Raw genomic sequence first — 25,380 nt, 5'->3', positions numbered from 1 at the left:
AGGCAATAGATACAAAGCCCTACTGCCTACTGCCGCCTAAGCCCTATTCGCTCTCCCGATGTGCCGAAGAACGACATCCGCCGCGATATCGCCGGAGGGCCTGTCGGTCGCCATGCGCCTGGCAACCTCGGCAAAGCCGTCCTTTTGCCAGGTTCGGTAGGCAGTGTCTGAAAACAAGGCCTCGAGCTGCCGCGCCAGATAGCGTGGCCGCACATACTGGTTGTAGTGCTCCGGCACGATCGCCTGGTCGGCGATCAGATTGGGCAAGGCGGCACTCCACACCGTGACCAGCCCCTGAACCATGCGCATCACCGGATCGAGCCTGTAGCAGGAGATCATCGGCACGCCCGACAACGCCAGTTCGAGCGATACCGTTCCCGAAGCGATCAGCGCGGCATCGGCCTTGCCGAAGGCTTGCCATTTGCGCTCGGTATCGAGAATGATCTCAGGCTTTTCATCCCAGCGCGCGACCGATGTTTTGACCAGGTCGGCGACATGCGGCACCGTGGGCAACAGCAGGCGCAAGCGGTGTCCGCGCGCGCGCAGCGCGGAGATCGTCTGGCCGAACGGATCGATAAGCCGGCTTACCTCGCCGCGCCGCGATCCGGGCAGGACAAGCAGTGTCTTGACGCGGTCCGCCGAGAGATCGCGCGGCTGGCCTTGCGCCCTTGCCGCGCCGAGCACACCCGGATCATGCGTGAGGCGGTGTCCGACATAGGTTCCGGGCGGACCGCCGAGGCGGCTCAGCTCCTTCACCTCGAAAGGCAGGATGCACAGTATGTGATCGACATAGGGCTTCATCGCCACTGCCCTGCCCGGCCGCCATGCCCAGACACTCGGGCAGACATAGTGGACGATCGGGATGGACGGATCGGCGGCGCGGACCTTTTTGGCCACGCGCAGCGAAAAATCCGGACTGTCGATGGTGATGAGACAGTCGGGTTTCTCAGCGGAGACCGCACCAGCCGTCTGGCTGATGCGCCGCATCAGGCCCGGCAGGTCGCGCAGGATGGCGCTGAGCCCCATCAGCGCGATCTCGGCCCCGTCGAACAGCGGCACCAGCCCGAGCGCCTGCAGATGCCGCCCGCCAATGCCGACCAGCCTGATATCGCGCCCGGTCATGCGCTTCAGCGACTGCACGATGTCGGCGCCCAACAAATCGCCGGACTCTTCGCCGGCGACGATGGCGATCTTCAGCGGCTTCTCAGCTGCCATGGCCAGGCTCCACGGCCGGCAGGCCATATACGAACAGCCCAAGCGCATTGGCGCGCGCGAGAACGACGGGGCCTTCGAGGATCAGCGAACGGCCGGCCTCGACGGCAATGCCGGCAAGCCCGGCGGCGTGTGCGGCCTCGACCGTCTGCGGACCGATAGACGGCAGATCGGCGCGCAGTTCCTGGCCGGGCTTGGCGCACTTGACCAGGACACCGCGTGTCTTGCCGGCGAGCCTGCCATGGCCGCGCAGCTGCTGCGTCCGCTCGAGCAGTCCGTGGGTGCCTTCGACGCCTTCCAGGGCAATAGCGCGGCCACCGATGGCGATGGCCGCCTGACCGATGTCGAGCGCGCCGATGGCTTTTGCCGCCTTGTGTGCCGCTTCGATGTCGCGCCAGTCCGATTTTCGCGGCACCGCCTTGGTCAGCGGCCCTTCGGCCGCGACAAGCCGGGGCACGACCTCATGCGCGCCGACAACTTTGACGCCGCGGGCTTCCAGGCCGCGGGTCAATATCTTCAGCAGGCCGTCGTCGCCGCGCGCAAGCGCCATGGCAACCGAGGGTATCAGCGCCAGCAGGCCAAGGCTCGGGCGCATGTCGACCAGCCGCGGCCTGCGCCTGATCTCGCCGGCAAGCACAAGATGGGTGATCCGCAGCCGCCTCAGCAACGCAACCAGCGAGCCGATATCTTCCAGGCCGAGGCTTTCATGATCGTAGACGGTGAGCTCGGTCTGACGGTCGGCCTGCCCTTCGACCAGGATGATGACGGGCGGATGTCCGGCCTCTGCCAGGCCGGCAGCAACTTCGACCGGCAGGCTGCCGCCGCCGGCAATGATGCCGACCCTGGCGTCCGGCGCGAGATCGAGGCCCGTTGAGCCGGCCTCAGTCTTCGTCATCGGCATCGTCGCCGGCGCCACCTTTAAGCGACGGGACGGCAAAATGCCGCTTGCCGCGACTGGCGATGAAATCGATGATTTTCATGGCGGTCGGCGACGAGGCGAACTCGGCCTTGGCGAATTCGATGTTTTCGCCGACGGTGCGAGAGCGGTCGAAGATCGTCTTGTAAGCCTTGCGCAGCACCTGGATTTCGGCGCGCGGCAGGCCGGAGCGCTTCAGGCCGATGATGTTGAGGCCGCGCAGGCTGGCACGGTTGCCAACGGCAATGGCGTAAGGGATGACATCGCCGACAAAAGCCGAGCAACCGCCGAGAAAGGCGTTGTCGCCAACACGCACGAACTGATGAACGGCACTGAGACCGCCAATATAGACGTTGTCACCGATCTCGCAGTGTCCGCCGAGCGTCGCGCCATTGGCGAAGGTGGCGTTTTTGCCGACGACGCAGTCATGAGCAATGTGGGCATAGGCAAGGAAATTGCCATTGTCGCCGACGGTCGTCTCGCCACGGCTGGAATCGGTGCCGAGGTGCATGGTCACGCCTTCGCGGATCGTGCAGTTCTGGCCGATAACCAATGTGGTGCGGCCGCCCTTGTGCTTGGTGTTTTGTGGTGGCCCGCCCAGTATCGCCATCGGATAGACCTTGGTCCCGGCGCCGATTGTGGTCGCACCCAGCACCGAGACATGGCTGACCAGTTCGACCCGGTCGCCGATCACAGCGTCAGCGCCGACATAGCAGAAAGGCCCTATCGAAGCGCCTTCACCGATTTGGGCACCGGACTCGATAACGGCCGAGGGATGGATTGAAGTCTGTATTTTCATGAGCATGTCGAACCGTCAGCCGGTAACCATCATTGCCGAGATCTCGGCTTCGGCGGCCTTTGCGCCCTCCACCATGGCCTCGCAGGCAAATTTGAGCAGGTTGCCGCGCATCTTGATTTTCTTGACGTGGATCTTCAACTGATCGCCCGGGATGACCGGTTTGCGGAATTTCGCATTGTCGATGGTCAGGAAATAGACCAGCGACGGCTTTTCCGTGTTCAGGTTGCGGATGCAGATCGCGCCGGCCGTCTGTGCCATGGCCTCGACGATCAACACGCCCGGCATCACCGGCTGGTCCGGGAAATGACCCTGGAAATGCGGCTCATTGATGGTCACGTTCTTGATGCCGATGGCCGAGTCGTTGCCATCGATCTCGACGATTCGATCGATCATCAGGAAGGGATAGCGATGCGGCAAAAGCTTCATCAACCCCAGTATATCGACCGCTTCGAGCGTCGCCGGCACCATCTCAGTTACTTCCCCCCTCGCCTTGCTTGCGCGTCCTGGCGAGCTTGCGCAGCATGGCGATCTCTCGCATGGCTTCCGCCATCGGCTGCGCCGGATAGCCTCCCCAGATCTCGCCTGCCGGCACGTTGCTCATGAACCCGCTTCTCGCCGCAAGCTTGGCCCCCGATCCTATGGTCAAATGATCGGCAAGACCAACGCCGCCGCCCATGGTGACACCGTCGCCGACGACGACGGAGCCCGAGATACCCGAAAGCCCGGCTATAATGCAATTGCGGCCGATGCGAACGTTATGGGCGATCTGCACCAGATTGTCGATCTTGGTGCCCTGGCCGATGACCGTATCCGACATGGCGCCGCGATCGACTGTCGTGTTCGAGCCGATTTCAACATCGTCCTGGATGATGACGCGGCCGATCTGCGGCACGCGCTCGGGCCCCTTGGCACCGCCGACGAAGCCGAACCCGTCCTGGCCGATGCGGGCGCCACCATGGATGATGACGCGGTTGCCGATCAGCGCATACTGGACGCTCACGCCTGGCCCAATATAGCCGTCGCGGCCGATCTGGCAGGAGGGGCCGATAACGGCGTGGGGCGCAATGACGGTTCCGCTGCCGATGGAAGCGTGTGGGCCGATGACCGCTCCAGCCTCGATGATCGCGCCGGCCTCGACATGCGCCGAGGCATCGACATGAGCCTGCGGCGAGACCCCGGTTTCGCTGGTCATCGGTCCCGGCGTGGCAGCCGTCGGGAACAGCAGCCGGCCGACCATGGCGAAAGCCTGTTGCGGCCGAGGATGGACCAGAACCGCAATGCCGGCCGGCGCCTTGGCGGCGAATTCGGTGGGACAAAGCACGGCCGCCGCCTTCAGCGACTGCATCAGCGCGAAATTGCGCTTGCCGTCGACGAAGACGAGCGCACCCTCGCCGCCTTCATTGGCGGGCGCCAACGCATCGATCGATATGTGGGCAAGGTCGGAATCGACAAGCGACGCGCCGGTCAGATTCGCGACTTCGCCAGCCGTATACCGGCGTGAGGGCGCGAAGAACACCGGATCGGTCATTCCAGAAGCAATATCCAGCTAGGTCGGATCAGTTCTTCCGGACCACAACGGCCCGGAAGCATCGTTACCCGCGCATTAGAAGCGGCTCGACATGCCGAAGTTGAATTCCTGCACGTCGTCGGTCGACTCTTTCTTGACCGGGATCGCGTAGTCGATGCGGATCGGGCCGAAAGGCGACGACCACAACAAGCCGACACCAACCGAGGCGCGCAGCTTCAGGTCAGTTGAGGTTTGGGTGACACCAGCGGTGTCAATCTTGCTGCCATACAGTGTGGCGGCGTCTGCAAACACTGCGCCACGCAGACCGAAGCTTTCCGGAATGACCGGCACCGGGAACTGGGCTTCAGCCGACGCATTGAAATAGGTGGTGCCGCCGAGATGGTCACCCGTAGCGATGTCCGCAGGGCCGATGCCGCCATACTCGAAACCGCGGATCATGCGGTCGCTGCTCTGGAACTGATCGAAGATACGCAAGCCGTTATCGCCATAGCCCGCGATATGGCCGGCGCCACCCGAGATCAGGCCGACCAGATCCAGCTGTTCGGACAAGGTCTGGTAGACAGTGCCACGACCGGTAACCTTGACGAACTTGGCATCGCCACCAAGGCCGGCCACTTCCACGGTCGAGGTGGCGTAGATGCCTTCATGCGGGCTCTTCATGTCGTCGATGGTGTTGTAGACCAGCCCGAGGCTGACCGACGACTTGATCCATGGGCTTTCGTCAATTCCCTCGACGATCGCCGGAGATATCTTGCAGTCGGCGTCGGGAATGCCATCGTGAGGCGTGTCATCGCAACCGTCGTCGAGCTTGTACTTCTCCTGGGCGATATTGTACGCCAGCTGCGTCGAGATATTGTCGGTGATCGGCAGGCCGAAGCGGACGGTCGCGCCCAGCGTCTCGCTGTCGTATTTGCTGTAATTCCGGGTCTGCTGGAAGATGTCGAAGCCAGCAGCGATACGGCGTCCGAGGAAATAGGGCTCGGTGAAGGAGAGGCTGTAGTCGCGCGAATTCTTGCCGCCGCCGGCCGAAACCTTGATGTACTGGCCGCGACCGAGGAAGTTGCGCTCCGCGATCGATCCTTCGACGGACGGACCTGCGGTGTCGCCACCGGTCGAATAGCCGGCGCCGACCGAGAATTCGCCGGTCGACTTCTCGACCACGTCAACCACGAGCACGACCTGGTCAGGCTCGGAGCCGGGAACAGTCGAGATGTCGACTTTCTCAAAATAATCCAGCGCTTCCAGCCGCTTCTTCGCGCGCTGGATGAGGACCTGATTGAAGGCGTCGCCTTCGCTGACGTCGAACTCACGGCGAATGACATAGTCGCGCGTGCGATCGTTGCCGCGGATTTCGATGCGCTCGATATAGGCCTTCGTGCCCTGGTCGATCGTATAGACGACCGAAATGGTGTGGTTCTCGAAGTTACGGTCGCCGCGCGGCGTCACCTGGGCGAAGGCGTAGCCGGAACCCGCGACCTTCTCGGTCAGCGCGATGATGGTGTCCTCGACATCCTTGGCGTTGTAGACGTCGCCCTTGTGGGTCTGGACCACCGATTCCAGCGACTTCGAGTCGACTTCCGGAATGGTGCTCTCGACGCTGACGTCGCCGAACGTATAGCGGTCGCCTTCCTGCACGGTGATGGTAACCGTGTACTGGTTGGTCGTGTCGTCGAGCTCGCCGACAGCGGAGACCACCTGGAAGTCGGCATAGCCATGATTGTAGTAGAAGCGACGCAGCGTCTCCTGGTCGGCGCGCAGCTTGTCCTCGTCATAGACGTCGTCGCGCAGCACGAAGGACAGGAAGCTCGAGCGCTTGGTGGCAATGACGTCGGACAGACGACGGCTCGAATAGGCGCTGTTGCCAACGAAATTGACCGCGGCGATCTTGGTGCGGCCGCCTTCGTTGATGTTGAAGACGACGTTCACGCGGTTGTCGCCGAGATCCATGATCTGCGTCGTCACGGCGGCATCGTCACGGCCGATGCGCCTGTAAGCGGCCTTCACCGCCTCGACATCGGAATCCAGCGTTGCCTGCGAGAAGGTGCCGCGCGGCTTCAATTGCACAGCAATCGCCAGCGCATTGTCCTTGAGCTTCTTGTTGCCCTGGAACAGGACCTGGTTCACCACCTGATATTCAGCGACCTTGACCACCAGCGTCGAGCCGACCTGGTTGATCTGGACGTCCGAGAACAAACCGGTGCCGAACAGCGCCTTGACCGCATCGTCGACATCGGCGCTGGAAAACGCCTTGCCGGGCTTGATCGTGATGTAATTGCGGATGGTGTCGGCGTCGACACGCTGGTTGCCGCTGACCTCGACTCTCGAAACAACGGCCGCTTGTGCCGCAGATGTGGCAACGAACTGCACGGCGAGCGCGCCTGGCACAACCAGAGCGGCGGACATAGCCACCGCGGACGCGGCGCTCAAAAACTTGGATGCTGCCTTCATCGGGCTTTTGTACCTTTTCTCGAAGTCCCCACGGCGAGAAAACCGGACGTGCGGTAATTTCCCCTACCGTATTAACCGGATTTTCCCTACACGCAAGGCTTCTGGTTAATTTGTAATTACTTAACCTTGGTGCGTGGCTTTCGCGTCACTCATACCCCAGTGCATGGTAAACGGCGTCTCAACATTGCTGGGGCCGAAGCCGAATTTCTTCATGATTTCAGCACCCAAACAGATCGTTCCAGAAAACGAAGCCCATAAATCCCAGCACCAGAAAGAGGCCGGCCCGGTACCCCATTTCCATCATCCGTTCCGACACCGGACGCCGGAAGACGGCCTCGATTGCGTAGAACAGGAGATGGCCGCCGTCGAGGGGGGGAATCGGCAAAAGGTTCAAAATTCCGATCCCGACCGACAGTCCGGCAACGAGTTGCACCAGCCATAGGAAGCCCAGCTTTGCCGCCTGCCCCGACATCTTGGCGATCTTGATGGGGCCGCCCAGCTGGCATTTATCTTCGCGGCCGATGACGAATCGCTGCAGGAACTGGCCGGTGCGCTGAATGACGTGCCCCGTCTCTTCGACCGCCGCGCCTATCGCACCGATAGGGGTGTAGGTGATCAGCCTGGGCTGACCGACCTCCGTGTTGTTGACGACGCCGATCACCGCCACCTTGGCCTTGTTGCCAAGTGCGTCCAGCTGTTCCATCGGCTCCGGCGTTGCGGTGACGGTAACCTCCTTGCCGTCACGCAGCATGGTGAAGACGATGGCATCGCCGCCGCGGCCTGAAACCAGACGCTGAACGTCAGCAAAGGTCTCGACCTTGCTGCCGTCAACGGCGACGAATCGGTCGCCGGGCAAGATGCCGGCCTTCTCAGCCGGGCTGCCGGCGGTGACTGCCGCCACCGTCGGCTCCAACACCGGGCGGCCAAGGACCGAAAACAGCACGGCAAAGACGGCGATGGTCAGCAGGAAGTTGAACAGCGGTCCGGCGACCACCGTGGCCGCGCGTTTCCAGATCGGTTGGGTGTGGAAGGCGACCTTGCGTTCCGCTTCGGTCAGCTTATCCAGCTCTTCCGTGCCGGGCTGGCTCGACGTGGCGCTCATGTCACCGACGAATTTGACATAGCCGCCGAGCGGTATTGCGCAGAGCTTCCAGCGCGTGCCGTGGCTGTCGTTGAAGCCGAGAAGCTCGGGGCCGAAGCCGATCGAAAAGGCCTTCACGCCAATGCCGCACCAGCGACCGACCAGGTAATGTCCCATTTCGTGAACGAAGACGACAACGGTCAGCACGAACAGAAACGGCACCAGCGTGCCGAGGACAAAGCCTTCGGTGCTGAAAAACGCGTGAAGAATCTCGTTCAAGTCATGCCCTCAAATGCACCCGCAGCAAAAGGTGACGCCGCGACTGTGACATCAATCCAGGCGAATCCGTGGCACGCGCCATTTCTTCGCCGTTAAATACCACTCAAACCGGAAACAGCCCCTGCGCCGGATGATCGGCGCCCGCCGAAATCCAGCCGATGACGTATAGGGCGAAAGCCGCCGCGACAAGCCCGTCCACCCTGTCCATGACGCCGCCGTGCCCTGGTATCAATGCGCTGGAATCCTTACGGCCATGGCGGCGCTTGACCCATGATTCGAAAAGGTCTCCAGCCTGGGCGACGATCGACAACGCCAACGCGACCAAAGCAAGCACGCCAAGGTTGCCGGCCCCCGCGGCCGCAGCCAGAAGTAAGCCAGCGACCACGCCGCCGACAGCGCCGCCAAGCGCCCCGCTCTGCGTCTTGCCGGGCGATATCGATGGTGCGAGCTTGGGACCGCCGATGGCGCGGCCGACGAAATAGGCAAAGATGTCGGTCGCCCAGACCACGGCGAACAGAAACAGGATCGCAACCAGGCCGGACCGGTCGCCGTCGCGCAGCAGCGCCAGCGACAGGCCGGACAGCGCCGCGTAGGCAAGACCGGCGGCATCCCATTGCGCGGCTGCACGCATACGTGCGCCTACCGCCGCGACGACGACCATCGCCAGGACAAGAGACAGCAGCCACGACGCCGGCACGCCGGCGATCAAGGCGCCGACGAAAACCAGCAGCAACGCTTCCGGAACGAATCCCAGGGCCGCACCGGCCGCGGGGCGCGACATGCGCGCCCATTCATAGAAGATGACCGCCGCCATGCCGGCGCAGAGCAGGCGGAACCACAGTCCGCCCAACCAGGTCAGGCCAAGCGCGATCGCGGCCAGCACCAGCGCCGAAACGATGCGAAGCTGAAGATTGTTCATCCCGCCGCCGGTCACGAGGCGGCGACGTCTTGGGCGGCAAGCCCGCCGAAGCGGCGCTCGCGGCCGGCATAGTCGCGCAATGCGTCGGCCAGGTGCTCGCGGCTGAAATCGGGCCAGTAGCAAGGCAGAAAGACCAGTTCGCTATAGGCTGCCTGCCACAAAAGGAAGTTCGACAGCCGAAGCTCGCCGCTGGTGCGGATGACCAGTTCCGGGTCGGGAATGCCCGCGGTGTCGAGCGAGTTGGCGAAGCTGTCGGCGGTGATCGCCTCTGCGTCGATCTCACCGCGCGCCACGGCGGCTGCGAGCTTGCGCGCGGTGCGCACGATCTCGTCGCGTCCGCCATAGTTGAAGGCGATGATCAGCGTCAGCGCCTCATTGCGGGCGGTCAGTGATTCGGCCTCTTCCAGCAGGCCCCTGATGTCGGGCTGCAGCCCTGCCCTGTCGCCGATGATCCTGACGCGCACGCCGCTCTGGTGCAATTCGGCCAGATCGCGACGGATGAACAGCTTCAACAGCCCCATCAGGTCGCTGACTTCGGATTTCGGACGCGACCAGTTCTCCGACGAAAAGGCGTAGACCGTCAGGAAGGAAATGCCGAGACCGGGCGCGGCGCGCACCGTCTTGCGCAGCGCCTCGACGCCGGCGCGATGGCCGGCAAGCCGCGGCATGCCGCGCGCCTTGGCCCAGCGTCCGTTTCCATCCATGATGATCGCGACATGCGCGGGCGTTGCCATGGTCTCGCTTTCGGGCCGGTGTGCGCCGACCCTAAACCTGCATGATTTCAGCTTCCTTATCGGAAAGCAGGTGATCGATGGTGCTGATGGTCTCGTCGGTCAGCTTCTGGACCTGATCGGAGCGCTTGCGCTGATCGTCCTCGCTGATGTCGCCGTCCTTTTCCGCTTTCTTCAAGAAGTCCATACCGTCGCGGCGGACATGGCGCACCGCGACGCGGGCGTTCTCGGCATAGCCGTGCGAAATCTTGACCAGTTCCTTGCGGCGCTGCTCGTTGAGCTCAGGCAGCGGAATCCTGAGATTGGTGCCGTCGACGATCGGATTGAAGCCGAGATTGGATTCTCTGATGGCACGGTCGACAGCGCCGACCATCGACTTGTCCCAGACCGAAACCGAAATCATGCGCGGCTCCGGCACCGACACGTTCGCCACCTGGTTGATGGGCATGGTGGTGCCATAGGCCTGGACCTGGATCGCGTCGAGCAGATTGCTGGAAGCGCGGCCGGTGCGCAGCGAAGCCAGATCGTGCTTGAAGGCTGCGATTGCGCCATCCATGCGCCGCTTGAGGTCGTCGAACTCACCACTCATCTTAGTCTCCTCGACCCGTTTGACCCGGGTTCACTGCTTAGGGCCCGAATAGCCCGCTTTCGAAAAACCGATCCCCTTTCCGGAGAGTATACTCGGGATCATTCGTCGGCGACGATCGTGCACCGGCCGCCGCCCCTCAGAATATCGCCGAAACCACCTTGTTCGTGGATCGAATAGACGATTATCGGGATGTTGTTTTCGCGCGCAAGTGCAATTGCGGCGGTATCCATGATCGAAAGGCCCTTGTTGATGACTTCAGCATGGCTGATGCGCTCAAAGCGGGTCGCATTCGGATCTTTCTTGGGATCGGCCGAATAGACGCCGTCGACCTGGGTGCCCTTGAACAGGGCATCGGCGCCGATCTCGGCGGCGCGCAAGGCTGCGGCCGAATCGGTGGTAAAGAACGGATTGCCGGTGCCGCCGGCGAAAATGACGACCTTGCCCTGGTTCATATAGGCGGTGGCCTGGCGCTGCGAAAAGCTCTCGCACAGTTCGGGCATGGCGATGGCCGACAGCACGACGGCGTCGACGCCGATCTTGTTCAGCGAGGTGCGCAGCGCCAGCGAGTTGATGACGGTGGCCAGCATGCCCATGTGGTCGCCGGTGACGCGGTCGCCGCCCTTGGACGCCACCGCCACGCCGCGGAAGATGTTGCCGCCGCCAATGACGACGCCGACCTCGATGCCGAGCGCGCGCGCTTCGGCGATGTCGGCGGCGATGCGGTCAACGACCGAGACATCGATGCCGAAATGCTGCTCGCCCATCAACGCTTCGCCCGACGCTTTCAGCAAGACACGTCGATAGAGGGGCTTTGCCGTCATCTGGACCTCGTCATTTATTGCGTGTGGCGTGCCTCAAGCCGGCCACCCTCGCGCGGGCGCCGCCGCTGGCGCGATGCCGAGTTCCGATACACGAAGGGCGCCGCGATGTCACGCGGCGCCCCTCGCCCAATTCGCGTCCCCCGTCGCGGCCTTTCAGTTGCTGGTGATGCTGACGGCGTCGCCTTCGACCAGCAACGGCGGCGCATAGGAAGGCGGCTTGTCGCCGGTCACGGCGCCGCCGGTAACCCGGGCCTGGATTTCGGAGCCGAAATAGGAATACGGGAACGGTAGCGGCGTCTTGCTGACCCTATCCAGCCGCGCGTGAAGCTCGGCGGGAATTGTGAAATCCAGCGCCGCCAGATTGTCCTGCAACTGCGCCAGCTTGGTGGCGCCAAGGATCACGGTGGCGATTCCCGGTTGCGTTGCCACCCAGTTGAGCGCGACCTGAGCCATGCTGCGCCCGAGTTCGGCGGCGACCTTTTCGAGTTCCGCCACGATCGCCCAGTTGCGCTCGGTAAATTTCTGGAACCCTGGATGGGTGGTGTTGCGAAAGCCGTCGAGCCGGCCGGCATTGCCATCCTGCGTCGGCCGGTACTTGCCGCTGAGCAGCCCGCTGGCCAGCGGGCTCCACACCATGATGCCGGCGCCATGGCCGGTACCGAAGGGCACGAACTCATTTTCGATCGAGCGCTCGGCCAGCGAATATTCCAGCTGCAGGGCCGACACCGGCTCGTAGCCGCGCCATTCGGCGATCGTTTGCGCGCGGGCCGCATACCAGGCCGGCACGTCGGACAGGCCGACATGGCGAATTTTGCCGGCGCGCACAAGATCATCCATCGTGCGCATAACCTCCTCGGGCGGCGTCAGCCGGTCCCAGACGTGCAGGAGGTAGAGGTCGATATAGTCGGTCCCCAATCGCTTCAGCGAGGCATCGACGGCACGCAGGATGTTCTTGCGGCCGTTGCCGCCGCCATTCGGGTTGCCGGGTTCAGCGTTGAAGGTGAATTTGGTGGCGATCACCGCTTTGTCGCGCAAGCCGCGCTCTGCGATGAATTCGCCGAGCCAGGTTTCGGCGGTGCCACCGGTATAGAGGTCGGCGGTGTCGAAGAAATTGCCGCCGGTCTCGACATAGGCGTCGGCCATGGCGCGGGCGGTTTCCCTGTCCGCGCCCCAGCCCCATTCGGTGCCGAAGGTCATGGTGCCCAGAGCCAGCCGGCTCACTCTGAGGCCGCTGTTGCCGAGCGTGTAGTAGGTCATGGTCATGGTGTTTCTTCCGATGCTGATCTGAATGATGCCGGCTCACTGGCCGGGTGTCGTCTTGACCCAGGAATTGCCGCGCTCATGCGTGGCGCGGAAAATGAAGCCGTCGACTTTCCAGCCGGCGCCGGAGCGGACCAGATGATGCTCGTAGGTGCCCCAGACTTCCCACAGCGGGTCGCCATTGCCTTCCATCCGGTTCCAGGCATAGCCATTGGAGGAGACAGTGGCCGCATCCGTCTCGAGAACCACCTGGTGGTTGGTGCGCAGATGCAGGCTGGTCTTGCTGCCCCGGAGATTGCCGGCCCAGGTGCCGATCAGATCGTCGGAGGCAATGGTCGCCGCAGGCTGCCCCGACAGGCTGCTGAAGTCGACGGTCACACGGTCGGCGAAATAGGAACGGGCAAGCTTCCAGTCCTGCGCGTCGACGGCGCGGTCGATGGCGTCGGCGATGCGGATGACGGCGCGTTCGTCGGCCAGCGCACGCCAGCCGGACGGCTCGGCGCCGCCGGCATCAGCCGGCGCCAGGGCAAGGCCTGCGGCGAAGGTAACGTGTTTCAAGGCATTCATGTCTCTTTCTCCTTTGGATCGGTCTGTGAGGGATTGATGCTCTGTCGGGTGTGGGAGCTGTCAGGCTTTTGCCAGCGCATCGACAACGACCTGGAACCGGCGCGGGTCGAAATAGTCGTGGTAGGCGCTGATCAGGCCGTTCTCGAAACGGAAGACGGCAATGTTGCTGTTGGTGTATTCGGTGCCGCCGACGAGCACGGCGCGGTTTTTGTATTCGACGACCACCGATTCCGAATCGGCTGCCGGATAAACAGCGGTGATTTCCGATTCGAAGGATTCGAAGTTGCCGAACAATCCCTTGAAGGCGGCGACGATCGCAGCCTTGCCGTCGATGCTGCCTCCAAACCCTGCCGGCGGATAGAAGACGAGGATGCGGCCGTCCTCGGCCCAGAGCTCACCCCAGCTCTCGATGTCCTTGCAGCGCATCAGATCGAAGAAGCTGTGTACGGCCTTGAGGTTGCGGGCTTGATTGGAATGAAGGTCGGTCATCGGAGGCCTCTCGTTGGTGCTTGCCGTTCGATGCCCTATAGGTGCACCTGCTTTGCCGCCCCGATAAGGTTGCATGATCTGCATGGACTATGCGATATCGTGCATGAATGGATCGGGATCTGCTCAGCCATCTGCCTGTCATCATTGCCGTTGCCCGGCGCGGCGGCTTTGCGCTTGCCGCGGCCGAACTCGGCATGAGCCCGTCCGCCGTCAGCCACGCCGTGCGACTTGTCGAAGAGCGCATCGGCCAGCCGTTGTTTGCGCGCACGACGCGCAGCGTCTCATTGACGGAAGCCGGCAAGGCGCTGGTGGAGACGGCGGCCCCTGCCCTTCAAGACATTGCCGAGCGGATGGATCGCATCCGCGCCATCAAAGGCCGGCCCTCGGGTCTGCTCAGGCTCAACGTTCCCAACATCGCCGTCCCACTTGCGGTCACGCCTGTTGTTGCGGCGATGGCGGAGCGCTATCCGGATGTGACAGTTGAATTGCTCACCGACCAGGGGCTCATCGACATTGTCGGTGAAGGTTTCGATGCCGGCATCCGGCTGGGCGAGATGATAGCGCAGGACATGGTCACGGTCCGGCTGACGCCACCGTTCAAGGCCGTCATCGTTGCCTCTCCCGCCTATGTCGGCCGGCATGGCCGCCCGCGTGGCGTGGCCGATCTGGCCAATCACAACTGCATCGGCTACCGGCTTGTCCGCTCCGGCGCGCTCTATCGCTGGGATCTGACCGAGGACGGCAAGGATGTCGTGGTCGAGACGAAGGGCACGGTCGTCGTAACGGATTCGCTGGCCGCGATCGACCTTGCGCTTGCCGGCGTCGGGCTGACCTATGTGTTCGAGCCGCTGGTGCGCGCGGATCTTGCCGCCGGCCGCCTTGTGCACATTCTGCCACAGACGGCAATCGAAGAGCCAGGCCTCTTCCTTTACTTCCCGCGCCGGGCGTCAATGGCGCCGAAGCTCAGGGCCTTCATCGACACCGCACAAGAAATCGGCCGGGCATCCCTAGGGACACCCGACCGAGTTGCCTGAGCTGAGAAGCCCCTTTTCAGGGGCTATTTCTTAAGGATTATTTCTTCACCGCAGCCGCGACTTCCGCCGCGAAATCGGTCTCTTCCTTTTCGATGCCTTCGCCCAGCGCAAAGCGCAGATAGGCGGAGATCTTGGCCGGAGCGCCGATTTCCTTCTCGGCATCCTTGAGGGCCTTCTCGACAGTGATGTCGGGATTGAGCACGAAGGCCTGCTTCAACAGCACGACTTCCTCGTAGAACTTGCGCAGGCGGCCCTCGACCATCTTCTCGATGATCGCTTCCGGCTTGCCGGACTGGCGGGCCTGGTCGGAGAAGATCGCCTTTTCGCGCTCGACAGCAGCCGGATCGATCTGCTCGGCGGTCAGCGCCATCGGGTTGGTGGCGGCGACATGCATGGCGACCTGGCGGCCAAAAGCGTTGGCGGCATGCTCATTGCCCGTGGTTTCGATCGCAACCAGCACGCCGAGCTTGCCAAGACCGTCGGCAACCGCGTTGTGGACATAAGTCGCAACCGCACCGTGCGGAACGGTGAGCTTGGCCGAGCGGCGGAAGCCCATGTTCTCGCCGATTGTACCGACAGCGTCCTTGATGGTGTCAGCAACCGACTTGTCCGAACCCGGGTACTTTGCGGCAGCCACGGCTTCGGTCGTGCCATAGGCCAGAGCAACCTTGGCGACATTGGCGACGATTTCCTGGAAAGCAGCGTTGCGGGCAACGAAGTCGGTCTCGGAATTGACTTCGACGACAGCAGCCTCGCGCACGCCATTGTCGACGCCGATCAGGCCCTCTGCCGCAGTACGGCCGGCCTTCTTGTCGGCCTTGGAGATGCCCTTCTTGCGCAGCCAGTCGACGGCCTCTTCCATGTTGCCGTTGGTCTCGGTCAACGCCGCCTTGCAGTCCATCATGCCCGCGCCCGTCAAGTCGCGGAGTTCTTTGACCTGTGCAGCCGAAATGCTCATTGTCGCCTCTTTGTTCTAAATGCACCGACGCACCACCGGTACTCGGTGATGCGTCCGTTTAGCGTGCCAAAATATTAGAAAGATGAAGGCCGGGACCGGCCTTCGACTATCAGGCTTCCGGGGTCTCGGCCGCCGGGGTCGGATCCAGCGCCGGTTCGACCGGAGCTTCGACCGAGGCGCCGATGTCGACGCCGAGCGCGCCCTGCTGGCGAGCGATACCGTCGATGGCAGCCTTGGCGATCAGGTCGCAATAGAGCTGGATGGCGCGGGCCGCGTCGTCATTGCCGGGGATCGGGAAGTCGATCTTGTCCGGATCGCAGTTCGAATCGATGATGGCGACGACCGGAATGCCGAGGCGCTTGGCCTCGAGGATGGCGATCGCTTCCTTGTTGGTGTCGATGACGAACATCAGGTCGGGCGTCGAGCCCATGTCCTTGATGCCGCCGAGCGCCTTGTCGAGCTTCTCGCGCTCACGGTCGAGGTTCAGGCGTTCCTTCTTGGTCAGGCCCTGGGCTTCGCCGGCCAGCATCTCGTCGAGCTTGCGCAGGCGCTGGATCGAATTCGAGATCGTCTTCCAGTTGGTCAGCATGCCGCCGAGCCAACGCGAGTTGACGTAGTACTGGGCCGAACGCTGCGCCGCGTCAGCGACGATGTCCGACGCCTGGCGCTTGGTGCCGACGAACAGCACGCGGCCGCCCTTGGCGACGGTGTCGGAAACCTGCTTCAGCGCCTGGTGCAGCAAAGGCACCGTCTGCGAGAGGTCGATGATGTGGATGTTGTTGCGGGCGCCGTAGATGTAGGGCGCCATCTTCGGGTTCCAGCGATGGGTCTGGTGGCCGAAGTGAATGCCAGCTTCCAAAAGCTGGCGCATGCTGAAATCAGGCAGTGCCATTCAAAGTTCCTTTCCGGTTAGCCTCCACGGACACAGGCATTTTTGGACTTTGTCCTCGAACGCCACCGGAGGTTTCAGCCGGATTTCTCCCGGGCAGACACCAAAGTCCGTGTGTGGAATGAGCGCGCATATAGAGGGGAAGGGCGATAAACGCAAGCCGTATGGCGCTTCACCGCTCAGCGTGCGGCAATCAGCGCTCCGGTGCCGATCATGGCGCTGCCGGCAAACCGGTTCATCAGCCGCATGCGTTTGGGCGTCCTGAACCAGCCGGACGCCCTGCCCGCCAGCGCGGCGTAGGTGCCCATGGTAAGGATGTTGACGCTGACGACGACAGCCACCACCAGCAGGCCATCGGCAAATGTCATGGTGTCGAGGTTGAGGATCAGCGGCATGATCGAGGCATGGAACAGAATCGCCTTCGGGTTGCCGAGCGCCACGGACGCGCCGAGCAGGAACGACCGCGACAATCTGGTTTGAGGCATCCCCTGCACGGCCGATTGAGCGGCCGCGGCCCGCCACATCTTGATGCCGAGAAAGATCAGGTAAGCCGCACCGGCATATTTCAGCAGGAGAAACACCCATTCGAACGTCTGGGCCAACGCCACCAGCCCGAGCAGCGCCAGGGTGACCAGCACGGCATCGCCGGCGGCAATGCCAATTCCGGCGACGAAGGCACGCAGAAAGCCGCGCGACACACCATTGATGATGACGGTGAACATTGCCGGCCCCGGCGTCGCAGCGGCAAGCGAGACCGCGGCGCAATAAGCCAAAAATGCCGTCAGCGTCATGACCGACCCTTTCCATTGGGCACCCGCACGCGCCGGAAGATCGCGACGATCTCCTCGCGGCTGCATTCGATGGCGCCGAGCCGCACCGCGCGGTCGCGCTCGAAGCCGGTTATGTCATAATGCGGCGCCGATGTCTTGGGCGGGCCCTGGTAGGACGAACGCTTGACGCCAAGCTCGGCGGCGAAACGATGCAGTTCGTCGGTGTCGTCGGCCATCAAATGGCACCAGCGATGGCCGGCCCACTTCCAGATCGCCGCATCGACATAAACCGCCATCAAGCCTGCCGTGGCCAGCTCCGCACTGTTGCTATTTCGAGACCGGGCAAGGCTTGGTCTGGTCGAACAGCGACAGGTTGACCAGCTTGCCGGTCATCGAGAACTCGCCATAGTCCATAGTGAGGTCGCGGGTGATGCCGTTCTCGTGCAGCTTGAAGCTGATGCGGTATTCCGGCACCTCTTCGCCCGATTTGTCGGTGGCGTCGAAATAGGCGATGTCGACCGGCCAGTATTTGTCGCCGGCGAGCTTGGCCAGGGCCGGCGCTTCGGGATCGGCCTTGTCGCCATCGGTCTTCTTGCCGACGATGACGGTGGTGGTCATCACCTTGTTGGCGTCTTCCGAGCCGTCGAACAGGCTGGTCTCGTAGAAATTCTCGCCCTTCTCGGCCTTGCCGATCAGTTCGACCAGATGCTGGGTCGGGAACTGGGTGGCGGCAAGTTCGAGGCTGTTCTTCTCGGGCTTGTCGATGTCGACCTTGAGGCCCTTGGTCTCTTTCGTGGCGATGCCCTTGACCTCCTTGTCGAGATTCTGGTCGACGAAGGATTTGGTCACGAACGAGAAGGTCTTGCCCTCGGCATCCTCGAACGTGGTTGTCTGCTGGTCGGTCAGCCTGGTGTTGTCGCCGGTGACGATCTGGGTGACGAAACGGAATTTGACCGTATAGCCCTCGCAGGGCGAGCCATTGAACTCATAGACCATACGGCCGGAAATGCCGGTGATTCCCGAGCGGTCCGACGCCTTGCTGAGAGTGAGATCGTAGACGGCGCGATGGGCCTGCAGCGCAGGCACCGCAAAGGCGGGAGCCATCGAGAACAGCGCTGGGACGAGAACGGCGTGGAAGGCAAAGCGCGTTGCGCGCATAGGGGGCTCCGATCGTCGCGGCTGATGGCAGGCCGCAGGGAAAGATGGTCCAGCTTAAAAAAAGTCGTGGCGGAAGCGAGGCAAAAATAGCAATTTCGGCCCCGGCCAGCGCGGCGTCTCCAAGCAATAGGGAAATACCATGAGTGAAACAATCGAAAAGCGGCTACGCGATCTCGGCGTGTCGCTACCGGCCGCCGCAGCACCCGCTGCGAACTATGTGCCCTATTGCAGGTCCGGCAATCTCTTGTTCACCGCCGGGCAGTTGCCGCTCAAGGACGGCAAGCTGCAGACAAGCGGCCTGCTCGGCCGCGACGTCGACACGGTAGCCGGAAAGGAAGGGGCAAAATACTGCGCAATCAACATCTTGGCACAGGCCAAGGCAGCCCTTGGTGATCTCGAAAAGATCCAGCGCCTGGTCAAGATCACCGTCTTCGTCGCCTCCGCACCGGATTTCGTCGAGCAGCATCTGGTCGCCAACGGCGCCTCCGATTTCCTGGTTGCGGCCCTTGGCGAGCGCGGCAAACATGCCCGCTCCGCTGTCGGCACCGCCTCGCTGCCGCTTAATGCCGCAGTGGAAATCGAAGCCGTCTTCGAAGTCGCATGAGCAGGGACTGAGCTATGACCGACCTTTCCTGGCTGACCGCCCGCCCCGTGGCGCATCGCGGCCTTCACGACATGAACAAGACGCGCTGGGAGAACACGCTGTCGGCCTTTGCCGCTGCCGCCGAGCGCGGCTATGCGATCGAATGCGACGTGCATTTGTCCTCCGACCGCGTTCCCGTCATCATGCATGACGGCGACCTCACGCGGCTGACCGGCCAGGACGGCTTCATCTGGCAGCGCACGGCGGCGGAACTGGCGGCCCTCAGGATCGGCGGCACCAAGGACCATGTGCCGACGCTGCAGGAGGCGCTCGACCTTGTCGACGGCCGCGTGCCGATGGTTGTCGAACTGAAGGGCGTGCCCGGCTATGACGAGGGGCTGGTGGCCAGCGTCGGCAAGATGCTCAAGCGCTACAAGGGCAAGGCGGCGATCATGTCGTTCGACCACTGGCTGGTCCGCGATTTCCCGAAAGACGCGCCGGGCATTCCGGGCGGACTGACAGCCTATGGCAAGGATATCGGGCTGATCGAGGCGCATTTCGCCATGCTGGCGCACGACCTTGCCTTCACCTCCTATGCCGCCGGCGATTTACCGAACCCGTTCGTCAGCTTCGTGCGCGAAAAGCTGAAAATGCCTGTCATCACCTGGACGGTGCATGACCAGCCGGCAGTCGATCTCACCTTCAAATACGCCGACCAGATGACCTTCGAAGGGTTCGAACCCGATCTGGTCAAGGTCGCCTGACAGGAGTGCCTGAAACGTGACTTGTAGCGGCCCGGGCAGAGCTTAAATAAGTCTCATGGATCAGGGTGACGAAGGCGATGGACAAACGGCGAATGCGGAGTTTTCCATCCGCATCGCCGCCGGTATCAATGCCTTCACCTGCGATGAGTGGAACGGCTTTGCCGGCACCACGCGCGGCGGTATAGAAAACGGATATAACCCTCTCGTTTCATACGCTTTTCTGAGCGCACTCGAGGATTCCGGCTGCGCCGTGCGGCGCACCGGCTGGCAGGGCCATCACCTCCGGCTGGAGAATGCGCAAGGCAGATTGCTGGGCGCGGTGCCTTGCTATCTCAAATCGCACAGCCAGGGCGAATATGTCTTCGACCACGGCTGGTCGGATGCGTTCGAGCGCGCCGGCGGCAACTACTATCCGAAACTGCAATGCGCCGTGCCGTTCTCCCCGGTAACCGGCCCTCGCCTGCTGGTCAGCAAGGGCGAGGACAGCGCCACGGTTAAAGCTGGTCTCGCGGCGGGCCTGAAGGCGGTGACGGAGAAGCTAGGTGTGTCGTCCGCGCATGTTACCTTCGCGCAGCAAAGCGACGTTGCAACGCTTGAAGCCGCCGGCTTCCTGCATCGCACCGACCAGCAGTTCCATTTCTTCAACGAAGGCTTTTCGACTTATGACGATTTCCTCGCCACGCTGGCATCACGCAAGCGCAAGGCGATGAAGAAGGAACGCCGCGAGGCGCTGGCAAACGATATCTCGATCGACCGGCTGACCGGCAAGGACCTGACCGAAAAGGCCTGGGACGATTTCTTTGCCTTCTACATGGACACCGGCAGCCGCAAATGGGGCCGGCCCTATCTCAACCGCAAGTTCTTCTCGCTGATCGGCGAGCGCATGGCCGACGACATTCTGCTGGTGATGGCCAAGCGCAATGGCCGCTATATCGCCGGCGCCATCAACTTCATCGGCTCCGACGCGCTTTACGGGCGCAATTGGGGCTGCATCGAGGACCACCCCTTCCTGCATTTCGAAGTCTGCTATCATCAGGCCATCGACTTCGCCATCGAGCGCAAGCTGAAGGTGGTCGAGGCCGGTGCGCAGGGCGAGCACAAGCTGGCGCGCGGCTACCGTCCGGTGACCATGCATTCGGCTCATTACATTTCGCATCCCGGCCTGCGCAACGCGGTGGCCGATTATCTCCGGCGTGAGCGGCGCGAGGTCGAGCGGATGGGCGAAATTCTGGAAGAGCACACGCCGTTCCGCAAGGATCTCGAGGAGTAGCGGTCTGTCGCGCCCAAGTGCGGCTCGATCCGGTCTGACCGACTTGCCGGTTTGGGGAGGCTTCGCTACACGGGGAGGCACAATTCCGGAGCACCGCCATGGCTGACGCCAGCTACGACCCCACCAATATCTTCGCAAAGATCCTGCGCGGCGAAATCCCCTCGCACCGCGTCTACGAGGATGACGCGGTGGTCGCCTTCATGGATGTGATGCCGCAAGGGCCCGGGCACACGCTGGTGGTGCCGAAGGCGCCGTCGCGCAACCTGCTCGATGCCGATCCGGCGACGCTCGGTCCGCTGTTCACGATCGTCCAGAAGGTCGCGCTGGCGGTCAAAAAAGCGTTCGGCGCCGACGGCGTCACCATCCTGCAATTCAACGAACCGGCCTCCGGCCAGACTGTCTATCACCTGCATGTCCATGTCATCCCGCGCTTCGACGGCGTCGCCTTGAAGCCACATACGGGACAGATGGAGAAGCCCGAAGTGCTGGCTGAAAACGCGGGCAAGATCCGGGCCGCGCTGAACGATTGAAGGCGGGGCGCGCCCCGAGGCGAGGCGCTCAGGCAGAATCCCCTACGTCGGTTAGGAAATATCAAACCACCCCGTGGTAGCGTGCCGTACCGAGGTGCGTTTGGGTGTTCAAAATCGTGGAAAATTCGGTCGCGACATCAGGGCCGTTGGCAAAAGCAGCTGCCGGGCGGGTCTTTCTGAGCATCTTGGCGGACGCATACCGGCGACACCGCCTGCTGCACGTGATGGCGATCGTTTCCTTGCTTCTGGCAGCCGCGGTCGGCCTGCGTACCGGAAACATGCCGGATTTCAGCGTGCTGGAAGACTATGCCCTATACCTTCTCTTCGCTTTCTGGATCGGCGGCTGTGCCTTCGCACTCGGCAGTTTTTTTCACCTTGCGCTCATCAAGCGGGATCGCGAACCGCTCGGCACTTTTCTGAGATCGATGGTTGGCTTCTTCGGCAACGCCGAGCGCAACGCCAACAGCCTGAATGGTCTGGCCGCCAGCATTGCGCTCATATCCGCTTTCGGTGTGTTGAAAGGCGCGATCGCGATCCTTTCGCCATTCGCATGGGACCACGCATTGGCTCAGGCCGACCGGGTGCTGCATTTCGGTCGAGCGCCCCATGAATGGCTATGGTTTATCGTCCAGTCGCCGCTCGCCGTAAGAGCGTTCAACCTGGCTTACAATTCTTGGTTCGTCGTCCTTATCGCCTCGGTCTTCATCGCCTGTATCACGCGCAAGGACACGAAGCTGCGCCACCAGTTCCTGATGAGCTTCATGCTCGTATGGATACTGGCGGGTTTCTTCCTGGCGATGGGCCTGTCTTCGGCAGGGCCGTGCTTTTACGAGCGACTGGGGCTGGGCAGCGACTACCATCCCCTGATGCAAGCGCTCGCTGCTGGCGATCGCATCTATCCGATCTGGGCGCTGAGCACGCAGGACATGTTGTGGAGCGGCTATATCGGGGCGACCAAAGGCAGTATCGGCATATCCGCCTTCCCGTCCATGCATGTGGCGATGGCGGTGCTTTTCGCGCTTTATGCAACGCGCCGCTCGCGGTTGGTCGGCTTGTTGATGTGGGCATTCGCCGCAATCATCATGGTCGGTTCGGTCATCCTTGGCTGGCACTACGCCGTGGATGGCTATGCGAGCGTGCTGATCTCGATCGCCATCTGGAAGGCGTGCGGGCATTTCCTGGCACGCTTTGCACCCGACGGCGTCGCCGCCTGACCTGAAAGCATCCGACCTGAAAGCAGCCGCCCTGCTTCGGCAAACCGGCCAGCCATGAAAAAAGGCCCCGTCACCGGGGCCTTTTCATTGGCGAACTTGTTAGCCCTTGCGTGGCAATTGCGGCACCAGGCTGCGCTTGCCGCCATCCTTGCCTTTGGGCTCAGGCTTTTGCGCCACAGCCTTCTTGGCGACCGGCTTCTTGGCCACCGCCTTGCGGGCGGCTTTCGGCGCCTCTTCGGGCTCCTGCTTCGGCTGCACTGGCGCTTCGTCGGCCAGCGATTCGAGCTTCAGGCCGGTTTCGCCGGTTTCCCTCTTCTCGACGGTGACGCGCACCGTGCCGCCCTTCTTGAGCTTGCCGAACAGCACCTCGTCGGCCAACGGCTTCTTGATGTGCTCCTGGATGACCCGGCCGAGCGGCCGCGCACCCATGCGCTCATCATAACCCTTGTCGGCGAGCCAGGCGATCGCGTCCGGCGACAGGTCGAAGGTGACGCCGCGCTCGGAGAGCTGCGCCTCGAGCTGCATGACGAACTTCTGCACCACCTGATGGATGACCGGCACCGGCAGCGAGCCGAACGGGATGATCGCATCGAGACGGTTGCGGAATTCCGGCGTGAACAGCCGGTTGATCGCCTCGACATCGTCGCCTTCGCGCTTGGTCGACCCGAAACCGATCGCCGCGCGCTGCGCATCGGATGCGCCCGCATTGGTGGTCATGATCAGGATGACATTGCGGAAGTCGATCTGCTTGCCGTTGTGGTCGGTCAGCTTGCCGTGGTCCATGACCTGCAACAGGATGTTGAACAGGTCGGGATGCGCCTTCTCGACTTCGTCCAGCAAAAGCACGCAGTGCGGATGCTGGTCGACGCCGTCGGTCAACAGGCCGCCCTGGTCGAAGCCGACATAGCCGGGAGGCGCGCCGATCAGCCGCGAAACGGTGTGGCGTTCCATATATTCCGACATGTCGAAGCGGATCAGTTCGACGCCGAGCGACGCCGCCAACTGCTTGGCGACTTCGGTTTTGCCGACGCCGGTCGGACCCGAGAACAGGTAGGAGCCGATCGGCTTTTCCGGTTCGCGAAGGCCGGCGCGTGCCAGCTTGATCGCCGAGGTCAGCGCGGTGATCGCGGTGTCCTGGCCATAGACGACGCGCTTCAGCTCGACATCGAGACCCTGCAGCACCTTCTCGTCGTCGGCCGAAACCGTCTTCGGCGGGATGCGAGCCATAGTGGCGATCGTGGCTTCGATCTCCTTGATGCCAATGGTCTTCTTGCGCTTGGCTTCCGGCACCAGCATCTGCGAGGCGCCAGTCTCGTCGATCACGTCGATCGCCTTGTCCGGCAGCTTGCGGTCGTTGATGTAGCGCGCCGACAGCTCCACCGAGGCCTTGATCGCCTCGTTGGTGAACTTCACCTTGTGGAACTCCTCATAATAGGGCTTGAGGCCCTTCATGATCTCGATGGCGTCCTCGATGGTCGGCTCGTTGACGTCAATCTTCTGGAAGCGCCGCACCAGGGCGCGGTCCTTCTCGAAGAACTGGCGGAACTCCTTGTAGGTGGTCGAGCCGATACAGCGGATGGCGCCCGAAGACAAAGCAGGCTTCAACAGGTTCGACGCATCCATGGCGCCGCCCGAGGTGGCGCCGGCACCGATGACGGTGTGGATCTCGTCGATGAACAGCACGGCGCCCGGATAGTCCTCGAGCTCCTTGACGACCTGCTTCAGCCGCTCTTCGAAATCGCCGCGATAGCGGGTGCCGGCCAAAAGCGTGCCCATGTCGAGCGCGAAGATGGTGGCGTCCTGCAGCACTTCGGGAACGTCGCCTTCGACAATGCGCTTGGCAAGGCCTTCGGCAATCGCCGTCTTGCCGACGCCGGGATCGCCGACATAGAGCGGGTTGTTCTTGGAGCGGCGGCACAGCACCTGGATGGTGCGGTTGATCTCGCTCTCGCGGCCGATCAGCGGATCGATCTTGCCGGCCTTGGCCTTGTTGTTGAGGTTGACGCAATAAGCGGTCAGCGCATCCTGCTGCTGCTTCTTCTTGCCGCCTTCCTCTTGCGGCTCGGCGCCGTTCTGGCCGCCCTGCTCGTCATCGGCGCCGCGCGGCGAGCGCGTCTCCGATGCGCCGGGGCGCTTGGCGATGCCGTGCGAGATGTAGTTGACCGCGTCGTAACGGGTCATCTGCTGTTCCTGCAGGAAATAGGCGGCATGGCTCTCGCGCTCGGCAAAGATGGCGACGAGCACGTTGGCGCCGGACACTTCCTCGCGGCCGGATGACTGCACATGGATCACGGCGCGTTGGATGACGCGCTGGAAGCCGGCGGTCGGCTTGGAATCCTCATCGTAACCGGTGACGAGGTTGTCGAGCTCGGTGTCGATATAGGTCAGAACGGTGTGCTTCAGCTCGTCGAGATCGACGTTGCAGGCGCGCATGACGGCGGCCGCCTCGGTGTCGTCGATGAGCGCGAGCAGCAGATGTTCAAGGGTTGCATATTCATGGTGCCGCTCATTGGCGAGCGTCAGCGCCTGGTGAAGCGCCTTTTCCAGGCCTTGGGAGAAAGCCGGCATGTT

At 62.7% G+C, this 25,380-nt stretch carries 26 protein-coding genes; 6 read left to right on the top strand and 20 right to left on the bottom strand.

Features of this window, described 5'->3' with window-relative positions:
* Nucleotides 1-36: 36 nt before the first annotated feature.
* The 14 genes from lpxB to AC1DZ8_RS17590 form a co-directional block, all read right to left on the bottom strand.
* Entirely contained in the window at nt 37-1,215 is a 1,179-nt protein-coding gene (gene lpxB / locus AC1DZ8_RS17655) for a lipid-A-disaccharide synthase (protein WP_477304299.1), read from the bottom strand.
* Nucleotides 1,205-2,107 carry an LpxI family protein gene (locus AC1DZ8_RS17650; protein ID WP_477304297.1) on the bottom strand — a complete coding sequence of 301 codons (903 nt, stop codon included), beginning with the start codon at nt 2,105-2,107 and terminating at the stop codon, nt 1,205-1,207. The genes lpxB and AC1DZ8_RS17650 overlap by 11 nt, the downstream gene beginning before the upstream one ends.
* Complete coding sequence (gene lpxA / locus AC1DZ8_RS17645) at nt 2,094-2,927, bottom strand: acyl-ACP--UDP-N-acetylglucosamine O-acyltransferase (protein WP_477304295.1); 834 nt, start codon at nt 2,925-2,927, stop codon at nt 2,094-2,096. Before lpxA ends, AC1DZ8_RS17650 begins: the two co-directional genes overlap by 14 nt.
* A 15-nt stretch (nt 2,928-2,942) precedes the next feature.
* Nucleotides 2,943-3,395: a 3-hydroxyacyl-ACP dehydratase FabZ gene (gene fabZ, locus AC1DZ8_RS17640; RefSeq protein ID WP_477304291.1), complete on the bottom strand. Its 453-nt coding sequence runs from the start codon at nt 3,393-3,395 to the stop codon at nt 2,943-2,945.
* Nucleotide 3,396: 1 nt separating this feature from the next.
* Nucleotides 3,397-4,455 (bottom strand): UDP-3-O-(3-hydroxymyristoyl)glucosamine N-acyltransferase, encoded by a 1,059-nt coding sequence (gene lpxD, locus AC1DZ8_RS17635; protein ID WP_477304289.1) that lies wholly within the window; start codon nt 4,453-4,455, stop codon nt 3,397-3,399.
* 75 nt (nt 4,456-4,530) lie between these two features.
* Entirely contained in the window at nt 4,531-6,903 is a 2,373-nt protein-coding gene (gene bamA, locus AC1DZ8_RS17630) for an outer membrane protein assembly factor BamA (RefSeq protein ID WP_477304287.1), read from the bottom strand.
* 217 nt (nt 6,904-7,120) lie between these two features.
* Nucleotides 7,121-8,263: an RIP metalloprotease RseP gene (gene rseP / locus AC1DZ8_RS17625; RefSeq protein WP_477304285.1), complete on the bottom strand. Its 1,143-nt coding sequence runs from the start codon at nt 8,261-8,263 to the stop codon at nt 7,121-7,123.
* A gap of 103 nt (nt 8,264-8,366) precedes the next feature.
* Nucleotides 8,367-9,182, bottom strand: coding sequence for a phosphatidate cytidylyltransferase (locus tag AC1DZ8_RS17620; RefSeq protein WP_477304283.1), 816 nt, complete (start codon nt 9,180-9,182; stop codon nt 8,367-8,369).
* Between the two features lie 11 nt (nt 9,183-9,193).
* Entirely contained in the window at nt 9,194-9,916 is a 723-nt protein-coding gene (locus tag AC1DZ8_RS17615) for an isoprenyl transferase (RefSeq protein ID WP_477284262.1), read from the bottom strand.
* 31 nt (nt 9,917-9,947) lie between these two features.
* Complete coding sequence (gene frr, locus AC1DZ8_RS17610; RefSeq protein ID WP_023671027.1) at nt 9,948-10,502, bottom strand: ribosome recycling factor; 555 nt, start codon at nt 10,500-10,502, stop codon at nt 9,948-9,950.
* Between the two features lie 98 nt (nt 10,503-10,600).
* Nucleotides 10,601-11,323 carry a UMP kinase gene (pyrH, locus tag AC1DZ8_RS17605; protein WP_454575012.1) on the bottom strand — a complete coding sequence of 241 codons (723 nt, stop codon included), beginning with the start codon at nt 11,321-11,323 and terminating at the stop codon, nt 10,601-10,603.
* A gap of 153 nt (nt 11,324-11,476) precedes the next feature.
* Nucleotides 11,477-12,586 carry an aldo/keto reductase gene (locus AC1DZ8_RS17600; RefSeq protein ID WP_477304279.1) on the bottom strand — a complete coding sequence of 370 codons (1,110 nt, stop codon included), beginning with the start codon at nt 12,584-12,586 and terminating at the stop codon, nt 11,477-11,479.
* A gap of 36 nt (nt 12,587-12,622) precedes the next feature.
* Complete coding sequence (locus tag AC1DZ8_RS17595; protein WP_477304277.1) at nt 12,623-13,150, bottom strand: nuclear transport factor 2 family protein; 528 nt, start codon at nt 13,148-13,150, stop codon at nt 12,623-12,625.
* Nucleotides 13,151-13,210: 60 nt separating this feature from the next.
* Nucleotides 13,211-13,639 carry a nuclear transport factor 2 family protein gene (locus tag AC1DZ8_RS17590; protein WP_477304275.1) on the bottom strand — a complete coding sequence of 143 codons (429 nt, stop codon included), beginning with the start codon at nt 13,637-13,639 and terminating at the stop codon, nt 13,211-13,213.
* Nucleotides 13,640-13,746: 107 nt separating this feature from the next.
* On the opposite strand from AC1DZ8_RS17590, the gene AC1DZ8_RS17585 reads away from it, so the two are divergent.
* Nucleotides 13,747-14,673: a LysR family transcriptional regulator gene (locus AC1DZ8_RS17585; RefSeq protein WP_477304273.1), complete on the top strand. Its 927-nt coding sequence runs from the start codon at nt 13,747-13,749 to the stop codon at nt 14,671-14,673.
* Between the two features lie 37 nt (nt 14,674-14,710).
* Here AC1DZ8_RS17585 and tsf read toward each other — a convergent pair whose 3' ends face one another.
* The 5 genes from tsf to AC1DZ8_RS17560 form a co-directional block, all read right to left on the bottom strand.
* Nucleotides 14,711-15,631, bottom strand: a complete 921-nt coding sequence (gene tsf / locus AC1DZ8_RS17580) for a translation elongation factor Ts (RefSeq protein ID WP_181057059.1) — start codon at nt 15,629-15,631, stop codon at nt 14,711-14,713.
* Nucleotides 15,632-15,740: 109 nt separating this feature from the next.
* A complete protein-coding gene (gene rpsB, locus AC1DZ8_RS17575; protein ID WP_142865747.1) occupies nt 15,741-16,523 on the bottom strand; it encodes a 30S ribosomal protein S2 in 783 nt (260 codons plus the stop codon).
* Between the two features lie 176 nt (nt 16,524-16,699).
* Nucleotides 16,700-17,311 (bottom strand): LysE family translocator, encoded by a 612-nt coding sequence (locus AC1DZ8_RS17570; protein ID WP_477304269.1) that lies wholly within the window; start codon nt 17,309-17,311, stop codon nt 16,700-16,702.
* A complete protein-coding gene (locus AC1DZ8_RS17565) occupies nt 17,308-17,586 on the bottom strand; it encodes a DUF4031 domain-containing protein (protein WP_454575006.1) in 279 nt (92 codons plus the stop codon). The genes AC1DZ8_RS17570 and AC1DZ8_RS17565 overlap by 4 nt, the downstream gene beginning before the upstream one ends.
* A 31-nt stretch (nt 17,587-17,617) precedes the next feature.
* Entirely contained in the window at nt 17,618-18,448 is an 831-nt protein-coding gene (locus AC1DZ8_RS17560) for a cell envelope integrity EipB family protein (protein WP_477304267.1), read from the bottom strand.
* Nucleotides 18,449-18,587: 139 nt separating this feature from the next.
* Here AC1DZ8_RS17560 and AC1DZ8_RS17555 point away from each other — a divergent pair, with 139 nt between their 5' ends.
* The 5 genes from AC1DZ8_RS17555 to AC1DZ8_RS17535 all read left to right on the top strand — a co-directional run bounded on the left by AC1DZ8_RS17555 (nt 18,588) and on the right by AC1DZ8_RS17535 (nt 22,809).
* On the top strand, nt 18,588-19,052 hold the full coding sequence (locus tag AC1DZ8_RS17555; RefSeq protein WP_477304265.1) for a RidA family protein: 465 nt from the start codon (nt 18,588-18,590) through the stop codon (nt 19,050-19,052).
* A gap of 14 nt (nt 19,053-19,066) precedes the next feature.
* Nucleotides 19,067-19,795, top strand: a complete 729-nt coding sequence (locus tag AC1DZ8_RS17550; protein WP_477304263.1) for a glycerophosphodiester phosphodiesterase — start codon at nt 19,067-19,069, stop codon at nt 19,793-19,795.
* A gap of 55 nt (nt 19,796-19,850) precedes the next feature.
* Nucleotides 19,851-21,065, top strand: a complete 1,215-nt coding sequence (locus tag AC1DZ8_RS17545) for a GNAT family N-acetyltransferase (protein ID WP_477304261.1) — start codon at nt 19,851-19,853, stop codon at nt 21,063-21,065.
* Nucleotides 21,066-21,163: 98 nt separating this feature from the next.
* Entirely contained in the window at nt 21,164-21,595 is a 432-nt protein-coding gene (locus tag AC1DZ8_RS17540) for an HIT family protein (RefSeq protein WP_477304259.1), read from the top strand.
* A 104-nt stretch (nt 21,596-21,699) separates the two neighbouring features.
* Complete coding sequence (locus AC1DZ8_RS17535; protein ID WP_477304257.1) at nt 21,700-22,809, top strand: phosphatase PAP2 family protein; 1,110 nt, start codon at nt 21,700-21,702, stop codon at nt 22,807-22,809.
* A gap of 99 nt (nt 22,810-22,908) precedes the next feature.
* Here AC1DZ8_RS17535 and clpA read toward each other — a convergent pair whose 3' ends face one another.
* Nucleotides 22,909-25,377 carry an ATP-dependent Clp protease ATP-binding subunit ClpA gene (gene clpA / locus AC1DZ8_RS17530; RefSeq protein ID WP_477304255.1) on the bottom strand — a complete coding sequence of 823 codons (2,469 nt, stop codon included), beginning with the start codon at nt 25,375-25,377 and terminating at the stop codon, nt 22,909-22,911.
* Nucleotides 25,378-25,380: the final 3 nt, after the last annotated feature.

The organism is Mesorhizobium sp. P2_F7 (assembly GCF_056403695.1).
This window is presented reverse-complemented; position numbering and strand designations above follow the sequence as displayed.